This window comes from Deltaproteobacteria bacterium (genome assembly GCA_009692615.1).
In the GTDB taxonomy this organism is placed as follows: Bacteria; Desulfobacterota; Binatia; order UBA9968; family UBA9968; genus DP-20.
Genome location: SHYW01000019.1, coordinates 1 through 19,202 on the forward strand (window position 1 = coordinate 1; position 19,202 = coordinate 19,202).

The window sequence follows — 19,202 nt, forward strand, 5'->3', positions numbered from 1 at the left end:
CGGCCTCAACCACGGTGATCTCGCTGCGATATACTCGTTGAATTACGTCTAGTCGTTTCTCGTCTTTCATTGTCAGGGTTGTCATCCTTCCACCCTGACATAATTACGTTGCCGTTAACCCCTGACATAATCACTTTGCTACAACAAGGATTTAAACTCTATGTTGATCGATCTGGGAGCGTGTGTTAAGCTTTCGTTTGTTTTCCATATCGATTAAGTCAGCTACATTGCGTCGTTTGTGTAGGAGGCTCGGTTGAGTCAGTCATCGAAACATATTGCCCTCTATTTGGTTCTTGCATTGGTGTTGCTCGGCGTCTTCAGCGTATTCAACAAACAGCATGGCCGCGAGCCGGAAGTCGTCTTCAGCGAGTTTATGACTTCCGTCGAGCGTGGCGATGTCCAAAAGGTCGTTATTCAGGGCCACAACATTCAGGGCGAATACAAAACCGGCGAACGCTTTCGCACCTTCGCGCCCAACGACCCTGAGTTAGTCAAATCGCTGCGCGATAAAAAAGTAAAAATCGCCGCCAAACCAGAAGACGACTCGCCTTGGTACATGGTGCTGTTGCTCAACTGGTTCCCGATGTTGCTTTTGATCGGCGTGTGGGTTTTCTTCATGCGCCAGATGCAAGTTGGCGGCGGTAAGGCGATGTCTTTCGGCAAGAGCCGGGCCAAGTTGCTCACGGAAAATCAGCACAAGATGACCTTCAACGATGTCGCCGGCGTCGATGAAGCGAAGGACGATTTGCAAGAGATCATCGCGTTCCTCAAAGACCCGAAGAAGTTTACTAAACTCGGCGGCCGAATTCCCAAGGGCTGCTTGCTGGTCGGCCCTCCAGGCACGGGCAAGACGTTGCTCGCCCGCGCGGTCGCAGGCGAAGCGGGCGTGCCGTTTTTCAGCATCAGCGGTTCGGACTTCGTGGAGATGTTTGTCGGCGTCGGCGCGTCTCGTGTGCGAGATCTGTTCGTCCAGGGCAAAAAAAATGCTCCTTGTATTATTTTCATCGATGAAATCGACGCCGTCGGGCGTCACCGCGGCGCCGGTCTTGGCGGAGGTCATGACGAGCGCGAACAGACTTTGAACCAGCTGCTCGTCGAAATGGACGGCTTCGAGACCAATGAAGGCGTCATTCTCATCGCCGCCACCAACCGCCCCGATGTTTTGGATCCGGCGCTGCTGAGGCCCGGCCGCTTCGATCGGCGCGTCGTCGTGCCACGGCCGGATGTGAAAGGGCGCGAAGGCATTCTCCAAGTGCACACGAAAAAGGTGCCGATGGGCGCCGACGTCGATGTCGGCGTGTTGGCCCGGGCGACGCCCGGTTTTGCCGGCGCCGATTTGGAAAACCTGGTCAATGAAGCTGCGCTCTTGGCGGCGCGCAACGATAAAGAAAAAGTCGACATGGACGACTTCGAGCTGGCCAAGGATAAAGTCATGATGGGCGCCGAGCGGCGCAGCATGATCATCAGCGACGAAGAGAAGCGCAATACCGCGTTTCACGAAGCCGGCCACGCTTTGGTCGCCGTGCTTTTGCCCGGCACCGATCCGATTCACAAGGTGACGATCATTCCGCGCGGCATGGCGTTGGGCTTGACCCAGCAGTTGCCGCTGGACGAGAAACATACTTACGGCAAAGATTTTCTGCTTAATAATTTGGTCATTCTATTCGGTGGCCGGGTCGCCGAAGAGCTGGTGCTCGCTCATACGACCACCGGCGCCGGCAACGATATTGAGAAGGCCACCGACTTGGCGCATCGGATGGTGTGCGAATGGGGCATGAGCGAAAAGCTCGGGCCCATGACCTTCGGCAAAAAAGAAGAAGAAATATTTTTGGGCCGGGATTTTACCCAGAAGGCGGATTACTCCGAGAGCACCGCCATCGAGATCGATGCCGAAGTCAGACGGATCATTCAAGAGAGCTATTACAAAGCCAAGGATCTCCTGAAGTCGAATATCCGCCTGCTCCATAAGGTCGCCGAATCGCTGCTCGAAAAAGAAGTTCTCGACGGCTCCGAGATCGACGCGATCGTGCGCGAGTTTGGCGGGAATGGTGGAGCCCCGCTTACTCCGACCGCCGCCGCCGCCGTCGCTTAAGCAATTCTTTACGGCGCGCCCGTGGCGCCCCTATCTCCACGTTCCAAATCATCGTCGCCGCGCCGCGCTCGGCTTGCCGAACGCGGCGCGGTTTTCTCGATCGCAATGCGGCTCTTGGCTTGCCGATATGCATTTTGAATAACTAGGCTTGAGGCGAGAGGCGCGAGTTGAAGAGGGGGGGGGAGGCATGTTCAAGAAAATTCTCGGCTGGCTACAGATCGCTTTCCTTCCGACAACTGTTTCATTCACTCCGGTCGAACAGCCGATGAAGATTGAATTCATCGTTAATCTCAAAGCGGCTAAACTGATCGGCTTCACGATGCCGCCGGAAATGTTGGCGCGGGCGACTCGAATTATTCGATGAAGGCAACATTGCAATTCATTGATTGGAACCATCCCCCCTTTGAAAAAGGGGGGCCAGGGGGGATTTTCTTCAGCGGCTTTACTCACGCACGCGCAGGGAAAATTCCCCTAGATACCCCTTTTTCAAAGGGGGAAGCTCGAAAGCTTTCGGAGAATCGATGACCGGCAACAATCCGTCCAATCCGACTGGCAACTTGAGCCCGCTGGGATTTTTGAATCCGGCGCTGGCGCAGTCTGGAGGCGAGCTTGTCACGCGTCATGGGCGGGTCGATTTTCGCCGGCGCACGGCGGTCATGGGAGTGCTCAATGTGACGCCGGATTCATTTTACGACGGCGGGCGGTGGCGCGATGCGCAGCAAGCGATCGCTGACGGTGTGGCGATGGTTGCTGCGGGGGCGGACATCATCGACATCGGCGGCGAGTCGAGCCGGCCCGGCGCTGAGGAAGTTTCTGCAAGCGAAGAGCTCGCGCGGGTGTTGCCGGTGATCGAAGGTTTACGCAAACAAATCTCACTGCCGATTTCCATCGACACTTACAAATCGTCCGTTGCCCGCGCCGCTTTGGATAGCGGCGCCGATATCGTCAACGACATCAGCGCGCTGCGTTTCGATCCGGCCATGGTCGGCTTGATCGCGGCGGAAAAAATCCCGGTGATCTTGATGCATATGCAGGGCACTCCGCGCACCATGCAAGTGGAGCCGCGTTACGACGATGTGGTGCGCGAGGTGCGCGACTTTCTCGCGGCGCAGCTTTATGACGCGCTCGACGTCGGCATCGCCGCCGAGTCGGTGCTGCTCGATCCGGGCATCGGCTTCGGCAAAAACCTTGAGCACAATTTGCAACTACTTCGCGGCCTGCCGATCTTCGCGGCGTTAGGCCAGCCGCTATTGGTCGGCGTGTCGCGCAAGACTTTCATCGGCAAAATTCTCGACTTAGATCCCCACCAGCGGCTCGAAGGCAGCTTGGCGGCGAATGTCGCCGCGGTGCTTAGCGGCGCCAATATCGTGCGCGTGCACGACGTTGTCGAAACCTGCCGGGCGATCAAGGTCGCCGATGCGCTCCGCTTCGGCCCGGCGCGGTGACGATAAAGGCACGACGATGTTCGACATGATCCCGCAAATTCGCTGGCAAGATGTCTTGGACATCGGCATCATCGCGTTCCTGGTTTATCGGGCGCTGCACATCGTGCGCGGTAGCCGGGCGATGCAGATGATCATCGGCCTGGCGGTGATTTTGGTCGCTTATGTTTCGTCCCGCGCCCTCGGATTGTTCACGCTCAACTGGATTCTCGACAATTTTCTCGCCTCGATCATTCTCGTCATCATTGTGATTTTTCAAAGCGATATTCGCCGGGCGCTGACTCAAGTGGGCAGCGCGCCGATGTTCGTCTCGGCGGAGCGCGAGGTGCAGCGGCGCGAGGAAATCATCGATGAAGTGGCCCAAGCGGCGCTGGCGATGGCGTCCAAGCATGTCGGCGCCCTAGTCGTGTTCGAACGCGAAGTCGGTCTCAACGAGTATATGGAAATCGGCACCCGGCTCGACGCCAGGGTGAGCCGGGAACTATTGGAAAGCGTTTTTCTGCCCCATTCGCCGATCCACGACGGCGCGCTGGTGATTCAAAAAGGGCGGGTGACGGCGGTGCGCTGCTTGTTGCCGCTCAGCACCAATCCGCATTTGAAAAAAACCTGGGGCACGCGCCATCGTGCCGCACTCGGCGTGACCGAAGAGACCGATGCCGTGGCGCTGGTGGTTTCCGAACAGGAAGGCACGGCGACTTTGGTGGTCGCTGGCAACGTTACGGAAAATGTCGATGGTGTGCGCTTGCGCGCGGCGCTACAGGAACTGCTTAAACCATGAAACGGCTGTGGGAAAAAATCGTCGCCCTGGCCGGAAGCAATTTCGGTTTGAAAGTCTTGGCGCTGGTGATCGCTCTCGGCCTGTGGACCGCCGGCCATCGAGATATCGAGCGGGCCATCGAAGTGGCGGTGGAGTTTCGCAATCTTCCATCCGACTTGATGGTGGTGGACAATCGCGTCGATTACGTAGTCTTGCGCTTGAACGGACCGCGCACCTTGGTTTCGACCCTCGATCCCGACGACATGAAACTCTCCCTCGATCTCCAGGGCGCCAAGTCCGGTCCGGCGAGTTATCCGTTGAGCGGCGGACTGTTCAATCTGCCACGCGGTATTACCGTGGCGCGGATCACGCCGCCGGTGGTGCATGTGCGTTTTGACCCGGTGTTGCGGCGGGCGGTGCCGGTGACCATCAAACTTTCCGGTAAACCCAGCAGCGGTTACCGCATCGTCCACTCGGTCGCCGAGCCGCAAACCGTTTCGGTGTCGGGACCGGCGGAAGAGGTGCAGCGGCTGGCGTCCGTCGATACCCTGCCCATCGACGTTTTCGAAAGCCGCGGCGTCATCAAGCGTAAGGTGCGCCTGTCCAACGACGGCAAGCCGTTGACGTTTCTCCCCGACCAGGTGGACGTAGTGGTGACCATCGAGGAGGAAGAGGTCAGCCGGGACTTTAGCGCCGTCGCCGTGCGGGCGAAGGATTTCGCCGGCGCCTATACAGTTTTACCGTCGACGGTTTCATTAAAAATTTCTGGTGCCAAATCGCTGCTCGATAAGCTAGAATTGAGCGGTAACGAGGTGTTTTTGAGTCTCAAGGGGTTGGGCCTTGGCGATCATAACCTGCCTTTGATGACTGACCTGCCTGCCGGTGTACGTGTCGTCGAACAAAAGCCCCAGCGCGTCCGCGTGCGCATCACCCGGCTGGCGAACTGAAAATTTCTAGTTTAGGAGTTGCTACCGATGAGTTTGCCGCAGATGAAAAAGAAACCGGCGAAGCGCCGACTGTTTGGCACCGACGGAGTGCGCGGGGTCGCCAATCAAGAACCGATGACTTCCGAGATGGCGCTCAAGCTCGGCCGCGCCATCGCCAAGGTGTTGTACGAATCGCAACCGTCGGAGTCCTCCGGTCGCATGGCGCCGGCTTCCTTCGCGCGCCAGAACGGCGCCAACGATAAGCATCGATTCAAAATTCTCATTGGCAAAGACACCCGGCTTTCCGGTTACATGCTCGAAACCGCGTTGGCGTCGGGGATCGTCTCCATGGGCGCGGACGTGTTACTCGTCGGCCCCATGCCGACGCCGGGCGTGGCGTTCTTGACCCGCAGCATGCGCGCCGACGCCGGCGTGGTGATCTCGGCGTCGCACAACCCCTATCAAGACAACGGCATCAAGTTTTTTTCCTGGGACGGCTTCAAGCTGCCCGACGAAGTCGAAGCGCGCATGGAGGAAATTATTTTCAGCGGCGAGATCGAAACTTCCCGGCCGACCGCTGGCGCGATTGGCAAAGCGTTTCGAATTTCCGACGCGGTGGGGCGCTACAATGTGTTTCTTAAAAATAGTTTTCCGCGCAACTTGACCTTGGAAGGGTTGAAGATCGTCGTCGACTGCGGCCATGGCGCGGCCTACAAAGTCGTGCCGGAAGTTTTATCCGAACTGGGCGCGCAAATTCTGCCCATCGGTGTGCTGCCCGACGGCGAGAATATCAACCGGCGTTGCGGCGCGCTCTATCCGGAAACCGCGCGGGAAGTGCTGTTGCATGAGAAAGCCGACTTTGCCGTGGCGCTCGACGGCGACGCCGACCGCGCCGTGTTCATCGATGAGACCGGCGAGATTCTCGATGGCGATCATATCTTGGCGATCTGCGCCCTGGACATGCAGGAAAAGGGAATTCTTAAAGGCAACGGCGTGGTCGCCACGGTGATGAGCAATTTAGGACTCGATATCGCCATGAAAAAAGCCGGGCTCGAAGTCGTGCGCGCCCAGGTCGGCGACCGCTACGTGGTCGAAAAAATGGTCGCGGGAAATTACAACCTCGGCGGTGAACAGTCCGGCCATATCCTTTTCCTCGATCACAACAGCACCGGTGACGGCGCGATTACCTGTTTGCAGATGCTCGCGTTGATGGTCGAGAAGCGCAAGCGTTTATCCGAATTGCACAGCGTCATGAAGCGCTTGCCGCAAGTGTTGGTCAACGTCAATGTTAAAGAGCGCAAGGATTTTTCGCACATGCCCAAGGTGACCGAGAAGATTGCCGAGATCGAACGCGCGCTCGCCGGCCGCGGCCGAGTGTTGGTGCGCTACTCCGGCACTGAACTGTTAGCGCGCGTCATGATCGAAGGGGAAGATCAAAAAAAGATTCGCGCCATGGCGGATGATATCGCCAGTGAAATCCGCGCCGAGGTCGGCAAGTAGGGGCCGGTCGCGACCGGCCCGGCCCGGTTAGGATTCGGATAATTAACCGCAAAGTACGCAAAAATTTCAGGAAGAAATCCGATTGTAGGGGCAAGGCGTGCCTTGCCCTCGCCGCTATGAAACCCTATCGACACCTATATCAGAAAATCTGCAATTCATGATCCGCCTAGGCGTCAATGTCGATCACGTTGCCACGGTGCGCCAGGCGCGCGGCGGCGCACTTCCCGATCCCGTCGAGGCGGCTTTGCTCGCCGAGAAGGCGGGCGCCAACAGCATTACCGTGCACCTGCGCGAAGACCGCCGCCATATTCAAGAACGGGACGTCATTCTGCTGCGCCAGAAAGCTCGCAGCAAAGTCAATTTAGAAATGGCGGTGACGCCGGCGATGGTGGCTTTCGCCGCCAAGCTCGGTCCCGACGACGCCTGCTTCGTGCCGGAAAAACGCCAGGAGCTTACTACTGAGGGCGGCCTCAATGTCGTGGCCCAGCGGCGCAAAATTAAAAGCGCGGTGGCGTTGCTTCAGGATTTGGGCATCAACGTTGCCTTGTTCATCGATCCGGTGAAAGCGCAGATCGAAGCGGCCAAAGATGTTGGCGCCCATGCCATCGAGATTCACACCGGCGCGTATTGCAACACCGTCGGCGCCAAACGCGCCAAGGAGTTGCGCGCCATAGTCGCCGCGGCGAAGTTTGCCAAGCTTTTAGGAATCGAAGTGCACGGCGGCCACGGACTCAATGTCGACAACGTATTGCCGATCGCGAAAATTCCCGAGATGGTCGAGTTGAACATCGGCCACAGCATCATCGCCCGCGCGGTGATCGTCGGCATTCGACAAGCCGTCCGTGAAATGAAAGAACTACTCGCTAAAGCGAAAGAATAACAGGTTCAAACCGTTTGAACGGAGCGCCCCTCGATACAGCCCTGCGGGCTTACTCGGGGAGGCGGGTGCTCAAACACCGATTATCCTGAGTAGCGCGAAGCGCGTATCGAAGGATTGAACTTCCTAAACCATGCTAGTTGTAACCGCTGAACAGATGCGCGAACTCGATCGCCGGACCATCGAGCAATATGGCGTGGCGAGCTTGACGCTGATGGAGCGCGCCGGCGAAGCCATTGCGCAGGCGCTGCTCGAACGCTTTTCGCGCAACGCCAAGAAGGGCGTTTTGATCGTCGCCGGCAAAGGCAACAACGGCGGCGACGGCTTTGTCGTTGCGCGTTTGCTCAAGAAAAAACGCATCCCCTGCGAAGTGGTGTTGCTGGCGCGGCAAGCGGAGCTTTCTTCTGACGCCAAGCATAATCTCGCCGCATTCAAAAAACTCAAGGGCAAGGTCAGCGAGATCGCCGGCGACGATCTCGGCTTGCTGAGCCAGCGCTTGAGCAAGAACGCGCTGATCGTCGACGCCATACTCGGCACCGGCATGAAGAACGACGTGCGCGGCCTGTTCGCCGAGGCGATCACGCTGCTTAACGCTTCGGGCTTACCGATCGTCGCGGTGGATATTCCTTCCGGTCTCGATTCTGACAAAGGCACGCCGCTCGGCGTGGCGATTCAAGCCGAGCTCACCGTGGCGTTGGGTTTAGCTAAACTTGGCGAAGTGATTTATCCCGGCTTAAACTTTGTCGGCGAGTTGGCGGTCGCCGACATTGGCATCGATCCGCGAGCGATCGACGATCTCGCGCCTGGCACGGAACTGTTGGAGCGCGAGACGATGCGCTGGCTGGTGCCGCGCCGGGCAGCCGACACGCACAAGGGTAGCTACGGACACTTGCTTGTCATCGCCGGATCGCGCGGCAAAACCGGCGCGGCGATTCTCGCCTGCCGGGCGGCGATGCGCAGCGGCGCGGGCCTTGTCACGTTGGCGGCGCCACGCTCGCTCAATACGATTTTCGCGACGTCATTAATCGAAGTGATGACCGAGCCGTTGGGCGAGAATTTACAGGAACAAATGGAACCGTTGAGCGATGACGACTGGCGCGGCTTGCTCGAACGCAAAAATGCATTGCTGTTCGGACCCGGCATCGGTGTCACCGACACGACGCAGAACACGATGCGCTGGCTCTTGCGCAATTTCGATATGCCTTGGGTGATCGATGCCGACGGGCTGAATAATTTAGCGCTTGAATTGAATCGTCTGCGTCACGCCAAAAGAGCGCCGATTCTCACGCCCCATCCTGGCGAAATGGCGCGGTTGGTTGGCAAAGACACCGCGGTGGTGAATGGCGATCGCGTCGCCATCGCCCGCGCTTTCGCCGTCGCGCATCATTGTCATCTCGTTCTCAAAGGAGCGCGCACGGTGATCGCCACGGCGCAAGGCAAAGTCTTTATCAATCCCACCGGCAATCCGGGTATGGCGAGCGGCGGCATGGGCGATGTTTTGGCCGGCATCATCACCGGGCTGTTGGGCCAGGGTTTAAGTGCCGAAGACGCCATGAAGCTCGGCGTCTATTTGCACGGTTACGCCGGCGACCGCGTCGCCGCTGCGCGCGGTGAAATAGGACTGATCGCGTCGGATATTATCGGCGATCTGTCCGCGGCGTTCCGTAGCCTCGCGACGGCAGATTCATAGTCTCGAATTCTCTCCAAAAATATACTAGTTATACTGGGAGGCCCTTTACCCGTGGGTTTGTCTACAACTGTTTCAAAATCTTCGCGCCAAACCATGAGTTGGGGAAAAAAGTTGGGCCGGCTGGTTCAAGGCGGGGAAATCATCGGCCTGGTCGGCGAGTTGGGGACGGGAAAAACCTGTTTCGTGCGCGGTTTCGCCGAGGGCATCGGGGTCGGCAAAGAAGCTTGGGTGCGTAGCCCGACCTTTACCTTGATCAATGAGTACAGCGGCCGGTTGCCGGTATACCATATCGATCTGTATCGGGTGGCGGGCCAGGCGGCCCAGGCCGGGCTCAATCTGCGCGAGTATCTCTACGGCGACGGGGTGAGTTTGGTCGAGTGGTTCGAATATCTTGACGCCGATGAAATCGACGAGCATCTGGAAATAAAAATCGCTCATCGCGGCGGCGCGAAGCGCGAGCTTGAGTTTATTGCGCATGGCGAGCGCTATGAAGCGATTCTGGCGCGCTTGTTTAGCCGGCGCGATTCGGCCAAGGCAAAAGGCAAAATGCAAATTGCAGAATGATAAATTTGGATTTTGCATTCTGCAATTTGCATTATCCATTTGGGGCGAGGTTGAGAGGTTAGATTCGTGGCTTTGTTAGTCCAAAAATACGGCGGCACGTCGGTGGGGTCTGTTGAAAAGATCAAGCATGTAGCAACCAAGGTGGCGGCGGCGAAGAAAGCCGGCAAGGATGTCGTCGTCGTGGTGTCGGCGATGGCCGGGGAGACCAACAGATTAATCGCCTTGGCTCAGGAGATTTCAATCATTCCTGACGAGCGCGAGAAGGACGTGCTGATCGCCACCGGCGAGCAGGTGACCGTGGCGCTGTTAAGCTTGGCGCTTAAAGAGATCGGCCAACCGGCGCGATCCTATCTCGGTCATCAGGTGCGCATCGAGACCGACAACGCTTACGGCAAGGCGCGCATCTTGAGTATCGACTCGACGAAAATTGTCGACGCGCTCAAGACCGGCGACGTTGTCGTCGTCGCGGGGTTTCAAGGCGTCGATGAGGACGACAACATCACGACGCTCGGCCGCGGCGGCTCGGACACCAGCGCGGTGGCGCTGGCGGCGTTTTTGAACGCCGAGGCGTGCGAGATCTTCACCGATGTCGAGGGTGTGTTTAGCACCGATCCGCGCATTTGCCCCGCGGCGAAAAAGCTCGGCAAGGTTTCCTACGACGAGATGATCGAGCTGGCCAGCACCGGTGCCAAGGTTTTAGAGATCCGCTCCGTCGAGTTCGCCAAAAAATATGCCGTGCCGGTGCACGTGCGTTCGACATTTACTGACGTGGAAGGGACTTGGTTAGTCGAGGAGGATGAGAGCATGAGCGATGTGTTGGTTTCCGGCGTGGCCTGCGACAAGAATGAGGCGAAGATCACGCTGCTGCGCGTGCCCGACCAGCCGGGCTTGGCGGCCCAGGTATTCGGCCCGATTGCCGACGCCCACATCGTCGTCGACATGATCATTCAAAACGCCAGCGAAGATGGCACCACCGACATGACCTTCACGGTATCCAAGGCGGACCATCAAAAAGCGCTGGCGATCGTCGAAAAAGCTTTGCCCGCGGTGCATGCCAAGGGCATCAAGGTCGACCCCGATATCGCAAAAATATCCGTGGTCGGCGTCGGCATGCGCACTCACGCCGGCGTGGCGGCGACTATGTTTCAAGTGCTGGCGCGGGAGAAGATCAATATTCAGATGATCTCGACATCGGAGATCAAAATCTCCGTGGTGATCGCCGCCGGGCAGGCGGATCAAGCGGTGCGCGCGCTGCACGAGGCGTTTATCGGCTAACGACCGCGTGGCTTAATGTTTCTCTCGGTGTTGGTAGATAATCCTCGCCCCCGGATCGCGGTCCGGGGCAGGCTTCAGGCGAAGCGAAGATTCGTCATGCCGGCGCAGAGCTTGCCCCGGACTCGATCCGGGACCGGTATCCAGCTGGCGGATAGGGTCCGTCATACCGTTGGAAAACGGTATCCAGGTTGGGTGGATGGGGATGGACCCCGGTTTTCACCGGGGTGACGATAAGACCGGAATGACGGAATGGGAGTCGACTTCTAGTCGACAATTTTAGAACCCCTCGGCCAAAAGCCGAGGGTTGTTCAATTGACAACTATTCAGAGGATTTTATGAAAGACGTTTTGCTTTACGACACGACATTGAGGGACGGCTGCCAGGCCGAAGATGTTTCGTTCTCGCTTGAGGACAAGTTGCGCATCGCCGCCAAGCTCGAAGAATTGGGCATCGATTACATCGAAGGCGGTTATCCGGGTTCCAATGAGCGCGACGCCGATTTTTTCACCCAGGTGAAAAAATTGAAGCTCAAGCATGCCAAGGTTGCGTCCTTCGGCACGACGCGGAAGTTCGGCGCCAAACCGTCCCAGGATATTAATTTGAAAGTCTTGCTCCAAGCCGACACGCCGGTGGTGACGCTGGTGGGCAAAACCTGGGATCTCCACGTGCGCGACGATCTGCGCATCAGCCAGAAGGCGAATCTGGAGTTGATCGCCGACTCCATCGCCTACATGAAAAAGCGCGTCGACGAAGTGATGTTCGACGCCGAGCATTTTTTCGACGGCTTTCGCGCCAATCCCGAGTACGCCATCGATTGTCTCAAGGCGGCCGAGGAAGGCGGCGCCGATTGGATCGTGCTGTGCGAGACCAACGGTGGCCGGCTGCCGGGAGAAATTCGCGACGCGCTCAATCACGTCAACCGCGTGATCAAGACGCCGCTGGGCATTCACTGCCACAACGACGGCGAGCTGGCGGTGGCCAATACCTTGGCCGGCGTCGAGATGGGCGTGACCCAAGTCCAGGGCACGATCAACGGCTTCGGCGAACGCTGCGGCAACATGAATTTGATTTCGATCATCGGAAACTTGCAGTTGAAGCTCGGCAAAAAATGCGTCACTCCGGCGCAGCTGAAAAAATTGCGCGAGGTGTCGCAGCTGTTTTACGAGCTGGCGAATATTCATCCGAACAAGCGCCAAGCCTATGTTGGCGACAGCGCCTTCGCGCATAAGGGCGGCTTGCATGTCTCCGGCGTGCTGAAAAATCGCGAGACTTACGAGCACATCGATCCGGAATTGGTCGGCAATCGCCAGCGGGTTTTGGTTTCCGATCTGTCCGGCCGCAGCAATGTGGTTTACAAAGGCAAAGAGTACGGTATCGATCTGAGCAACAAAGGCGACGCCGTGAAAGACATCTTGCGCCGCACCAAAGAGCTCGAAGGCCAGGGCTACGAGTTCCAAGCGGCGGAGGCGTCTTTCGAATTGTTGATTCAAGAAGCGCTCGGCAAGAAAAAGAAAAATTTTAGCTTGATCGGTTTTCGCGTCATCGACGAGAAGCGTAAGGAAGGTGAGGCGCCGATTTCCGAAGCGACGATTCAAGTAGAGGTCGACGGCGAGTTGGAACATGCCGCAGCCATGGGTAATGGCCCGGTGAACGCGCTCGATCAGGCGCTGCGCCGCGCGCTGACGAAATTTTATCCGGCGTTAAAGCAAATCGAGCTGCTCGACTACAAAGTCCGCGTGTTGTCGTCGGGCGAAGGCACCGGCGCGGTGGTGCGGGTCTTGATCGAATCCGGCGACGGCAAAGATCGCTGGGGTACCGTCGGCGTGTCGCACAACGTCATCGAAGCGAGCTGGCAGGCGCTGGTCGATAGCATCGATTACAAACTGTATAAAGACGCGAGGAAGGCAATAGGCAATAGGCAACAGTAAGACTCGGATTCGTTCCGAAACTGTTGCCTGTTGCCTGTTGCCTGCTGCCGATGTGGCAAGACATTAAAGAAGACTTCCAAGTAATTTCCCAGCGCGATCCGGCGTTGCGTTCGGTGTGGGAAATCTTGCTCGCCTATCCTGGCTTTCACGCCATCGTGCTGCATCGGCTGGCGCACTGGCTGTGGCAGCAGGAGTTGACGACCTTGGCACGCTTCGTCAGCCATGTCGGCCGCTTTCTCACCGGCATTGAAATTCATCCTGGCGCGAAAATCGGCCGGCGTTTTTTCATCGATCACGGCATGGGTGTGGTGATCGGCGAGACCAGCGAGATCGGTGACGACGTGACGCTCTATCAGGGCGTGACGCTGGGCGGCACGGCGACCGCGCCGATCAAGCGCCACCCGACCATCGAAGACTCGGTCACGATCTTCAGCGGCGCGGCGGTGCTCGGACCGGTGACAGTGGGAAGACACAGCCGCATCGGCGCCGGTTCGGTGTTAGTCACGTCGGTGCCGCCGCACTCGACGGTGGTCGGCATCCCCGGCAAAGTCGTCAAGACCGACGCGCTGCACACGCCGAGCGGCAAAGCGGTCATCGATCTCAACGCCGCCGATCTCCCCGACCCGGTGGCGAAGGCGTTCAGCGCGCTCGGCGATTACATCGAGAAACTCGAAAAGAAAGTCGACGAACTGAGCACGCGCCAAGGCGGCTTGGAAGAAAAGACCGCTGAGGAAACTGAAGAGCTCAATCGGATCAAAGCAGCGCTGAGGAATACCGGGAGTTGATGAACGCAACAGGCAATGGTAGGGGCGGACCTATGTGTCCGCCCGTTCGGAGGGCCGACACGCAGGTCGGCCCCTACAGCCGGGTGTCTTCGGCGAACCAAACCTTTACGGAGAGGAAAAAATGAACAGAAGAACCGCCATCCGGCAACTGGCAACTTTTTTTCTGACTACCGCTTCTCTCGCCGAGGCGCAGCAGGCAGGGAAAATCTACCGCATAGGTTTCCTTGATGGAGGCACTGCTGCCGGTAGCGCGGTCCTCGTGCAGGCGTTCCTGCAAGAGCTGAGCAAGCTTGGATGGATCGAGGGAAAGAATATCACCATCGAGTACCGATTTGCCGAGCAAAAGAACGAGCGCCTACCTGAGCTGGCGGCGGACTTGGTTCGTCTTAAGGTCGATCTGATTGTGGTCGCATCGCGACCGGTAGCAATGGCGGCCAAGAGCGCCACCGCTACGATCCCTATTGTGATGACGAATGTTGGGGACCCCGTGGGTGCAGGTTTGGTTGCCAGTCTGGCGCGACCGGGTGGCAATGTCACCGGGTTCTCGGGTTTCTCGCCGGAGCTAATCACCAAACGGTTAGAGATACTCAAGGATGCGGTCCCCAAGCTTGTCCGAGTTGGCGTCCTGCGAACGGCAACCGTAGGACAATTCCAAATGAAAGAGCTCAGGCCTGCGGCTGTGGCGCTGAAGCTAAAATTGGAGGAGATCGAGACTCAAGTCGACGCCAAAGGTTTAGAGCGCGCCTTTCAAACCGCAAAGCAGAAGCAGGTGGGCGCGATTATGACGATGGCCACTCCCGCCTTTTTCGCCGAACGAAAGCGGATCGTGGAGCTTGCCGTCAAATACCGCTTGCCGGCTATTTATTTTTCGAAGCAGTTTGTCGATGAGGGCGGCCTTATGTCCTACGGGGTGGACTTCGCTGACGAGTTCCGGCGCGCCGCCCACTACGTAGACAGGATTCTCAAGGGAACAAAGCCGGCTGATCTGCCTGTACAGCAGGCGATGAAGTTTGAATTCGTCATTAGTCTCCCGGCAGCGAAACAAATCGGTTTTACAGTTCCGTACGAATTGCTGGCGCGGGCGAATGAAGTGAGAAAGTGAAGAGGGCAACATGAATGGTAGGGGCGGACCGATGTGTCCGCCCGTCCAGAGGGCCGACACGCAGGTCGGCCCCTACACGCGTCCGAATTGAATTCCACACAAATGTCACAGCGAAAAAGCAAAATCGTCGTCGCTATGAGCGGCGGTATCGACTGCGTCCGTCATACCGTTGGAAAACGGTATCCATCTTAAGCCTTAAGGGGATGGGGATGGACCCCGGTTTTCACCGGGGTGACGATAAAGCGGGAATGGAGATAAAAGGTTCCTGACACCTTTTTCACTGCATAGAAATGTCACAGCGGAAAAACAAAATCGTCGTTGCCATGAGCGGCGGCGTCGATAGCTCGGTGAGCGCGGCGCTGTTAGTCGAGCAGGGCTACGACGTGTACGGCGTGTCGCTGCGTATGTGGGAAGGCGAGCGCGGGCCGCGGGTGTGTTCGGATCATCGCGGCGCCGAGGAAGTCGCCGCGCATTTAAAAATTCCTCACACGCTGCTCGATCTGCGTGAGCAGTTCGCCGAGACCGTGGTTAAACCGTTCGCTGAAGATTATCTGCGCGGGCGCACGCCCAATCCCTGCGTCGCCTGCAATCGCGACTTCAAGTTCGGCACGCTGCTCAACTGGGCCAAAGAGCATGACATGGATTGCGTCGCCACCGGCCATTACGCCAGACTGTTGCGCGAGGATTCGACGCAAACGACCGCGTTATTGCGTGGCGCCGATCGCGCCAAGGATCAGTCGTACTTTTTATTCGCGCTGTCGCCGGCGCAGTTGGCGCACACGATGTTTCCGCTCGGCGACATGCAAAAGACTGACGTGCGCGACAAAGCGCGGGCGCTGAATCTGCCCGCGGCGGAGCGGCTGGAGAGCCAAGATATTTGCTTTGGCGATTACAAAGCTTTGGTAGCGACCTATGCTCAAGCCGAGCAACTGACTGGCGGCGATGTCGTCGACGTCGCCGGCAAAGTGCTCGGCCAGCATGGCGGCGTGCACACCGTGACTGTCGGTCAGCGCAAAGGTTTGGGCATCTCCGCGCCGGAGCCGCTCTATGTCGTCGACATCGACGAAGCGTCGAAGCGCGTGGTAGTCGGCAAGAAAGACGCACTGAGCTGCACCGGTTTGATCGCGCACTCGGTCAATTGGCTCGAGCTACCAAGCGAACCCGACTTCGAGGCCGAAGTGCAGATTCGCTACCGCGCGCCGGCGATCGCCTGCACGATCCGGCCGAATTCCGATGGCAGTTGTGAAGTGCGCTTCGCGGCGTCGTTTCCGGCGGTGACGCCGGGACAAGCGGCGGTGTTTTATCGCGGCGAGCGAGTTCTGGGCGGAGGTTGGATCCAGCGCGCCTTGCGCTAGCGCGGGGCGCGATTCCAAATTACAGATTCCAAATTCCAAATGTCGGATTCGGAAAAATCTGGAATCTGGAATTTGTAATCTGGAATTGCTGAGCGAAGCGAAGCCATGAAGATCGCGATCACCACTCTCGGTTGCAAGATCAACCAATACGATTCCGCGGTGATTCAAAGCCGGTTGGCGGAGGCGCATTCGTTCGTGCCCTTCGAGGAGCGAGCGGACTGCTATGTGATCAACACTTGCACGGTCACCGACCATGCCGACTGGGAAGCGCGCCAGTGGGTGCGGCGGGCCAAGCGTTTGAATCCCGCGGCGAAGGTGTTGGTCACCGGCTGCTACGCGCAGATCAATCCCGACGAAGTCGCGGCGGTCGCCGGCGTCGATTACGTGGTCGGCTTGAATCGCTTGGACGATTTGGTGCGCTTCATCGATGCACCGGCGCCGGCGCAAACTCAAATCGCCGTCAGCGACGTCAAGCGCGAGCGCGGCGTCGCCGTGCTCGGCACCCGTGCGCTGCCCGGCCACACGCGGGCTTTTCTAAAAATCCAGGAAGGCTGCAACTACACTTGCACCTACTGCATCATTCCCACCGCACGCGGACTCAGCCGCAGCGTGACGCCGCGCCAGGTGATGGAGCAAGTGAAGCTTCTAGCCGATGCCGGTTACAAAGAGCTCGTTCTCACCGGTATCCATCTCGGCGGTTATGGCTACGATCTCACTCCCAAGATCGATCTGGCCGCGTTGGTAGAAACGATCGCGGAGAGCCGGCTGATGGCGCGCATTCGCTTGAGTTCTCTCGACCCGCGCGAAGTTCCCGACCGCTTGCTCGACCTGATGGCGAGTTCGGAAATCATCTGCCCCCACTTGCACATCTGCGCCCAAGCCGGCGACGACGCGATTCTCAAGGCGATGCGGCGCAACTACGATCAAGCTTTCTATCGTGATTTACTCATGCGCGTGCGTCAGCGCTTGCCCGACGCGGCGCTCGGCAGCGACATCATCGTCGGCTTTCCCGGCGAGAGCGATGCCCAGTTCGAAAGCTCGTTGGCTTATTTCGCTTTGCTGCCCCTGACTTATTTTCACGTCTTCCCCTATTCGTCGCGCCGGACAACCGTCGCCGCGACTTTACCGGATCATCTGCCGGGAGCGGTCAAAAAAATACGCGCCCAGCGTATGCGCGCGCTTGGCGTACTTAAGAAAAATGACTTCGCCGCCGGCTTCGTCGGTCAAACGGCTTCAGTTCTAGTCGAGAAAAAAATCCTTCGCGCCGGCGGCGTGCAGCGCGGCTTTACGCGCAATTATCTTCAAGTGGCGCTTTCTGGCGCAGGGCAGTTTGCCAACCGGGAAATTCTCGTTCAACTCGACGGTCTGCGCGACGGTTGCTTGACGGCCACTATTTCTGATCGCGATATAGCTTCATGCGTCGACGATAGCCAGCGCGTCGCCGGTTCGTTTTAGAGTTTCATGGGAAAGAGTTTTCACCACGAAGGACACGGAGAGCACGAAGTTAGGAATGTTAATTATTCGTACCCTTTCGAACTAGCATCGTTGATAGCTTTCTCGGCTCGTGGAAACACTTCTTCAAAGGAGCGCGGGTTTTCTAACCCGCCGCAATACGCGGACAAGAATGTCCGCGCTCCGTTAAACTCCGAACTTCGTGTCCTTCGTGGTGAAAGTAACTTCACAGTAAACCCGGAAGAACCCAATTGAAAAACCAAGCACCACTCGAACAGCTGCAAAAAGAGCTGGGATATATTTTTAAAAATCCCACGCTGCTTGAGCGCTGTCTTACCCACGTCTCTTTCGACCGGCAAAAATCCGAAGGCCATAACGAAGTGCTGGAATTTCTCGGCGACGCGGTGCTCGATCTGGCGGTGAGCGATCTGTTGATGCGCGCCAATCCGGAAAAAAGCGAAGGCGATCTGTCGCGCATGCGCGCGGCGCTGGTAAACTCCACCGTGCTGGCGGAAAAAGCCGCGGAGATTAATCTCGGTGCGTTGCTCCGTCTCGGCAAAGGCGAAGAACGCAGCGATGGGCGCAGCAAGCCGTCGATTTTGGCCGGCGCGTTCGAAGCGGTGCTCGGCGGCATTTACCAAGAGGGCGGCTACCAAGCGGCGCTGGGCGCGGTGGCGCGCTTTTTTCGCGACGAGGTCACCGGCAAGCAGTTGGGCCAGCATGATTACAAAACTCGGTTGCAAGAAATCAGCCAGATGCTGTTCCATGCGCCGCCGATCTATCGCATCGTAGACGAGACCGGGCCGGATCACGAAAAGTTTTTCATCACTGAAATTAGCGTCGGCGGCAAAGTGCTCGGCAATGGCGAAGGACGCAGCAAAAAGCAGTCGGAGCAGGAAGCGGCGAAGATAGCGCTCGCGGCGCTGAAAGAATCGGAGTAGAAAGCGTTGCTACATTATTGAACGTAGCGAGGTTTAAATGACCGCTTCCAAGGGTCCGACTCGGTGGACAGAGCAACAGTTTCAGGAAATGTTGTGGCACGACAATGCTGTCCATGGCGTTAGTTTTAGAAATCCGGATGAAGACTATAGCTTCGATCTCATTTTTGACATCGATCACGTGGTGGAATGGATTGAGATTCCCAACGATGGGTACGAGTATATCGTTTCACCCGCCACGCTGACATTTCATGATGTGGACAAAGTGGTTTTCGATGTAAAACTGAACTACAAAGAAAATTTAGAAATTAATTTTATTGATCGGCAGGACATATCTACAGACGCCCAGCGAAATGTTGGATACAAATTGTATCGCTGGAAAATCAGCTTGCACTCTCAGTCCTCTCAGCACGAGAATGTGATCGTTTTTGAGTCATCGGGTTTTACTCAAGAGCTACGAAGAGATCCGATTCGGTCAGATTACTACCGACTCGACGAAGAGCAGCGTTAGCCTGCGAC

16 protein-coding genes are annotated in these 19,202 nt (G+C 57.6%); all 16 read left to right on the plus strand.

From position 1 onward, the window contains the following. Positions 1-253 precede the first annotated feature (253 nt). The 16 genes from EXR70_06540 to EXR70_06615 all read left to right on the plus strand — a co-directional run bounded on the left by EXR70_06540 (position 254) and on the right by EXR70_06615 (position 19,194). A complete protein-coding gene (locus tag EXR70_06540; protein MSP38131.1) occupies positions 254-2,092 on the plus strand; it encodes an ATP-dependent metallopeptidase FtsH/Yme1/Tma family protein in 1,839 nt (612 codons plus the stop codon). A 521-nt stretch (positions 2,093-2,613) separates the two neighbouring features. Beyond that, positions 2,614-3,537 (plus strand): dihydropteroate synthase, encoded by a 924-nt coding sequence (gene folP, locus EXR70_06545; protein MSP38132.1) that lies wholly within the window; start codon positions 2,614-2,616, stop codon positions 3,535-3,537. Positions 3,538-3,553: 16 nt separating this feature from the next. After that, the gene (locus EXR70_06550; protein ID MSP38133.1) at positions 3,554-4,312 is read left to right on the plus strand and encodes a TIGR00159 family protein; all 759 of its coding nucleotides are present in this window, start codon (positions 3,554-3,556) and stop codon (positions 4,310-4,312) included. Further along, positions 4,309-5,238 (plus strand): YbbR-like domain-containing protein, encoded by a 930-nt coding sequence (locus EXR70_06555; protein ID MSP38134.1) that lies wholly within the window; start codon positions 4,309-4,311, stop codon positions 5,236-5,238. Before EXR70_06550 ends, EXR70_06555 begins: the two co-directional genes overlap by 4 nt. 42 nt (positions 5,239-5,280) lie before the next feature. Continuing rightward, a complete protein-coding gene (locus EXR70_06560; GenBank protein MSP38135.1) occupies positions 5,281-6,717 on the plus strand; it encodes a phosphoglucosamine mutase in 1,437 nt (478 codons plus the stop codon). 157 nt (positions 6,718-6,874) lie between these two features. After that, on the plus strand, positions 6,875-7,597 hold the full coding sequence (locus EXR70_06565) for a pyridoxine 5'-phosphate synthase (protein MSP38136.1): 723 nt from the start codon (positions 6,875-6,877) through the stop codon (positions 7,595-7,597). A gap of 130 nt (positions 7,598-7,727) precedes the next feature. Continuing rightward, on the plus strand, positions 7,728-9,284 hold the full coding sequence (locus EXR70_06570) for an NAD(P)H-hydrate dehydratase (protein ID MSP38137.1): 1,557 nt from the start codon (positions 7,728-7,730) through the stop codon (positions 9,282-9,284). Between the two features lie 93 nt (positions 9,285-9,377). Next, complete coding sequence (gene tsaE / locus EXR70_06575; protein ID MSP38138.1) at positions 9,378-9,848, plus strand: tRNA (adenosine(37)-N6)-threonylcarbamoyltransferase complex ATPase subunit type 1 TsaE; 471 nt, start codon at positions 9,378-9,380, stop codon at positions 9,846-9,848. Between the two features lie 66 nt (positions 9,849-9,914). Continuing rightward, positions 9,915-11,123, plus strand: coding sequence for an aspartate kinase (locus tag EXR70_06580; GenBank protein ID MSP38139.1), 1,209 nt, complete (start codon positions 9,915-9,917; stop codon positions 11,121-11,123). 335 nt (positions 11,124-11,458) lie between these two features. Further along, on the plus strand, positions 11,459-13,051 hold the full coding sequence (locus EXR70_06585; GenBank protein MSP38140.1) for a citramalate synthase: 1,593 nt from the start codon (positions 11,459-11,461) through the stop codon (positions 13,049-13,051). Positions 13,052-13,101: 50 nt separating this feature from the next. Beyond that, a complete protein-coding gene (gene cysE, locus EXR70_06590) occupies positions 13,102-13,836 on the plus strand; it encodes a serine O-acetyltransferase (GenBank protein ID MSP38141.1) in 735 nt (244 codons plus the stop codon). A 121-nt stretch (positions 13,837-13,957) separates the two neighbouring features. After that, positions 13,958-14,938, plus strand: a complete 981-nt coding sequence (locus tag EXR70_06595; protein ID MSP38142.1) for an ABC transporter substrate-binding protein — start codon at positions 13,958-13,960, stop codon at positions 14,936-14,938. Between the two features lie 290 nt (positions 14,939-15,228). After that, complete coding sequence (gene mnmA, locus EXR70_06600) at positions 15,229-16,293, plus strand: tRNA 2-thiouridine(34) synthase MnmA (GenBank protein ID MSP38143.1); 1,065 nt, start codon at positions 15,229-15,231, stop codon at positions 16,291-16,293. A gap of 105 nt (positions 16,294-16,398) precedes the next feature. After that, positions 16,399-17,748, plus strand: a complete 1,350-nt coding sequence (gene mtaB / locus EXR70_06605) for a tRNA (N(6)-L-threonylcarbamoyladenosine(37)-C(2))-methylthiotransferase MtaB (protein MSP38144.1) — start codon at positions 16,399-16,401, stop codon at positions 17,746-17,748. 248 nt (positions 17,749-17,996) lie between these two features. Next, positions 17,997-18,686, plus strand: coding sequence for a ribonuclease III (rnc, locus tag EXR70_06610; protein MSP38145.1), 690 nt, complete (start codon positions 17,997-17,999; stop codon positions 18,684-18,686). Between the two features lie 37 nt (positions 18,687-18,723). Continuing rightward, positions 18,724-19,194 (plus strand): hypothetical protein, encoded by a 471-nt coding sequence (locus EXR70_06615; protein MSP38146.1) that lies wholly within the window; start codon positions 18,724-18,726, stop codon positions 19,192-19,194. The last annotated feature ends 8 nt before the right edge of the window (positions 19,195-19,202 follow it).

Coding starts and splice junctions, on each gene's coding strand:
- folP (MSP38132.1), top strand. CDS start 2,614: ATGACCGGCAACAATCCGTCCAATCCGACTGGCAACTTGAGCCCGCTG.
- EXR70_06550 (MSP38133.1), top strand. CDS start 3,554: ATGTTCGACATGATCCCGCAAATTCGCTGGCAAGATGTCTTGGACATC.
- EXR70_06555 (MSP38134.1), top strand. CDS start 4,309: ATGAAACGGCTGTGGGAAAAAATCGTCGCCCTGGCCGGAAGCAATTTC.
- EXR70_06560 (MSP38135.1), top strand. CDS start 5,281: ATGAAAAAGAAACCGGCGAAGCGCCGACTGTTTGGCACCGACGGAGTG.
- EXR70_06565 (MSP38136.1), top strand. CDS start 6,875: ATGATCCGCCTAGGCGTCAATGTCGATCACGTTGCCACGGTGCGCCAG.
- EXR70_06570 (MSP38137.1), top strand. CDS start 7,728: ATGCTAGTTGTAACCGCTGAACAGATGCGCGAACTCGATCGCCGGACC.
- tsaE (MSP38138.1), top strand. CDS start 9,378: ATGAGTTGGGGAAAAAAGTTGGGCCGGCTGGTTCAAGGCGGGGAAATC.
- EXR70_06585 (MSP38140.1), top strand. CDS start 11,459: ATGAAAGACGTTTTGCTTTACGACACGACATTGAGGGACGGCTGCCAG.
- cysE (MSP38141.1), top strand. CDS start 13,102: ATGTGGCAAGACATTAAAGAAGACTTCCAAGTAATTTCCCAGCGCGAT.
- EXR70_06595 (MSP38142.1), top strand. CDS start 13,958: ATGAACAGAAGAACCGCCATCCGGCAACTGGCAACTTTTTTTCTGACT.
- mnmA (MSP38143.1), top strand. CDS start 15,229: ATGTCACAGCGGAAAAACAAAATCGTCGTTGCCATGAGCGGCGGCGTC.
- mtaB (MSP38144.1), top strand. CDS start 16,399: ATGAAGATCGCGATCACCACTCTCGGTTGCAAGATCAACCAATACGAT.
- EXR70_06615 (MSP38146.1), top strand. CDS start 18,724: ATGACCGCTTCCAAGGGTCCGACTCGGTGGACAGAGCAACAGTTTCAG.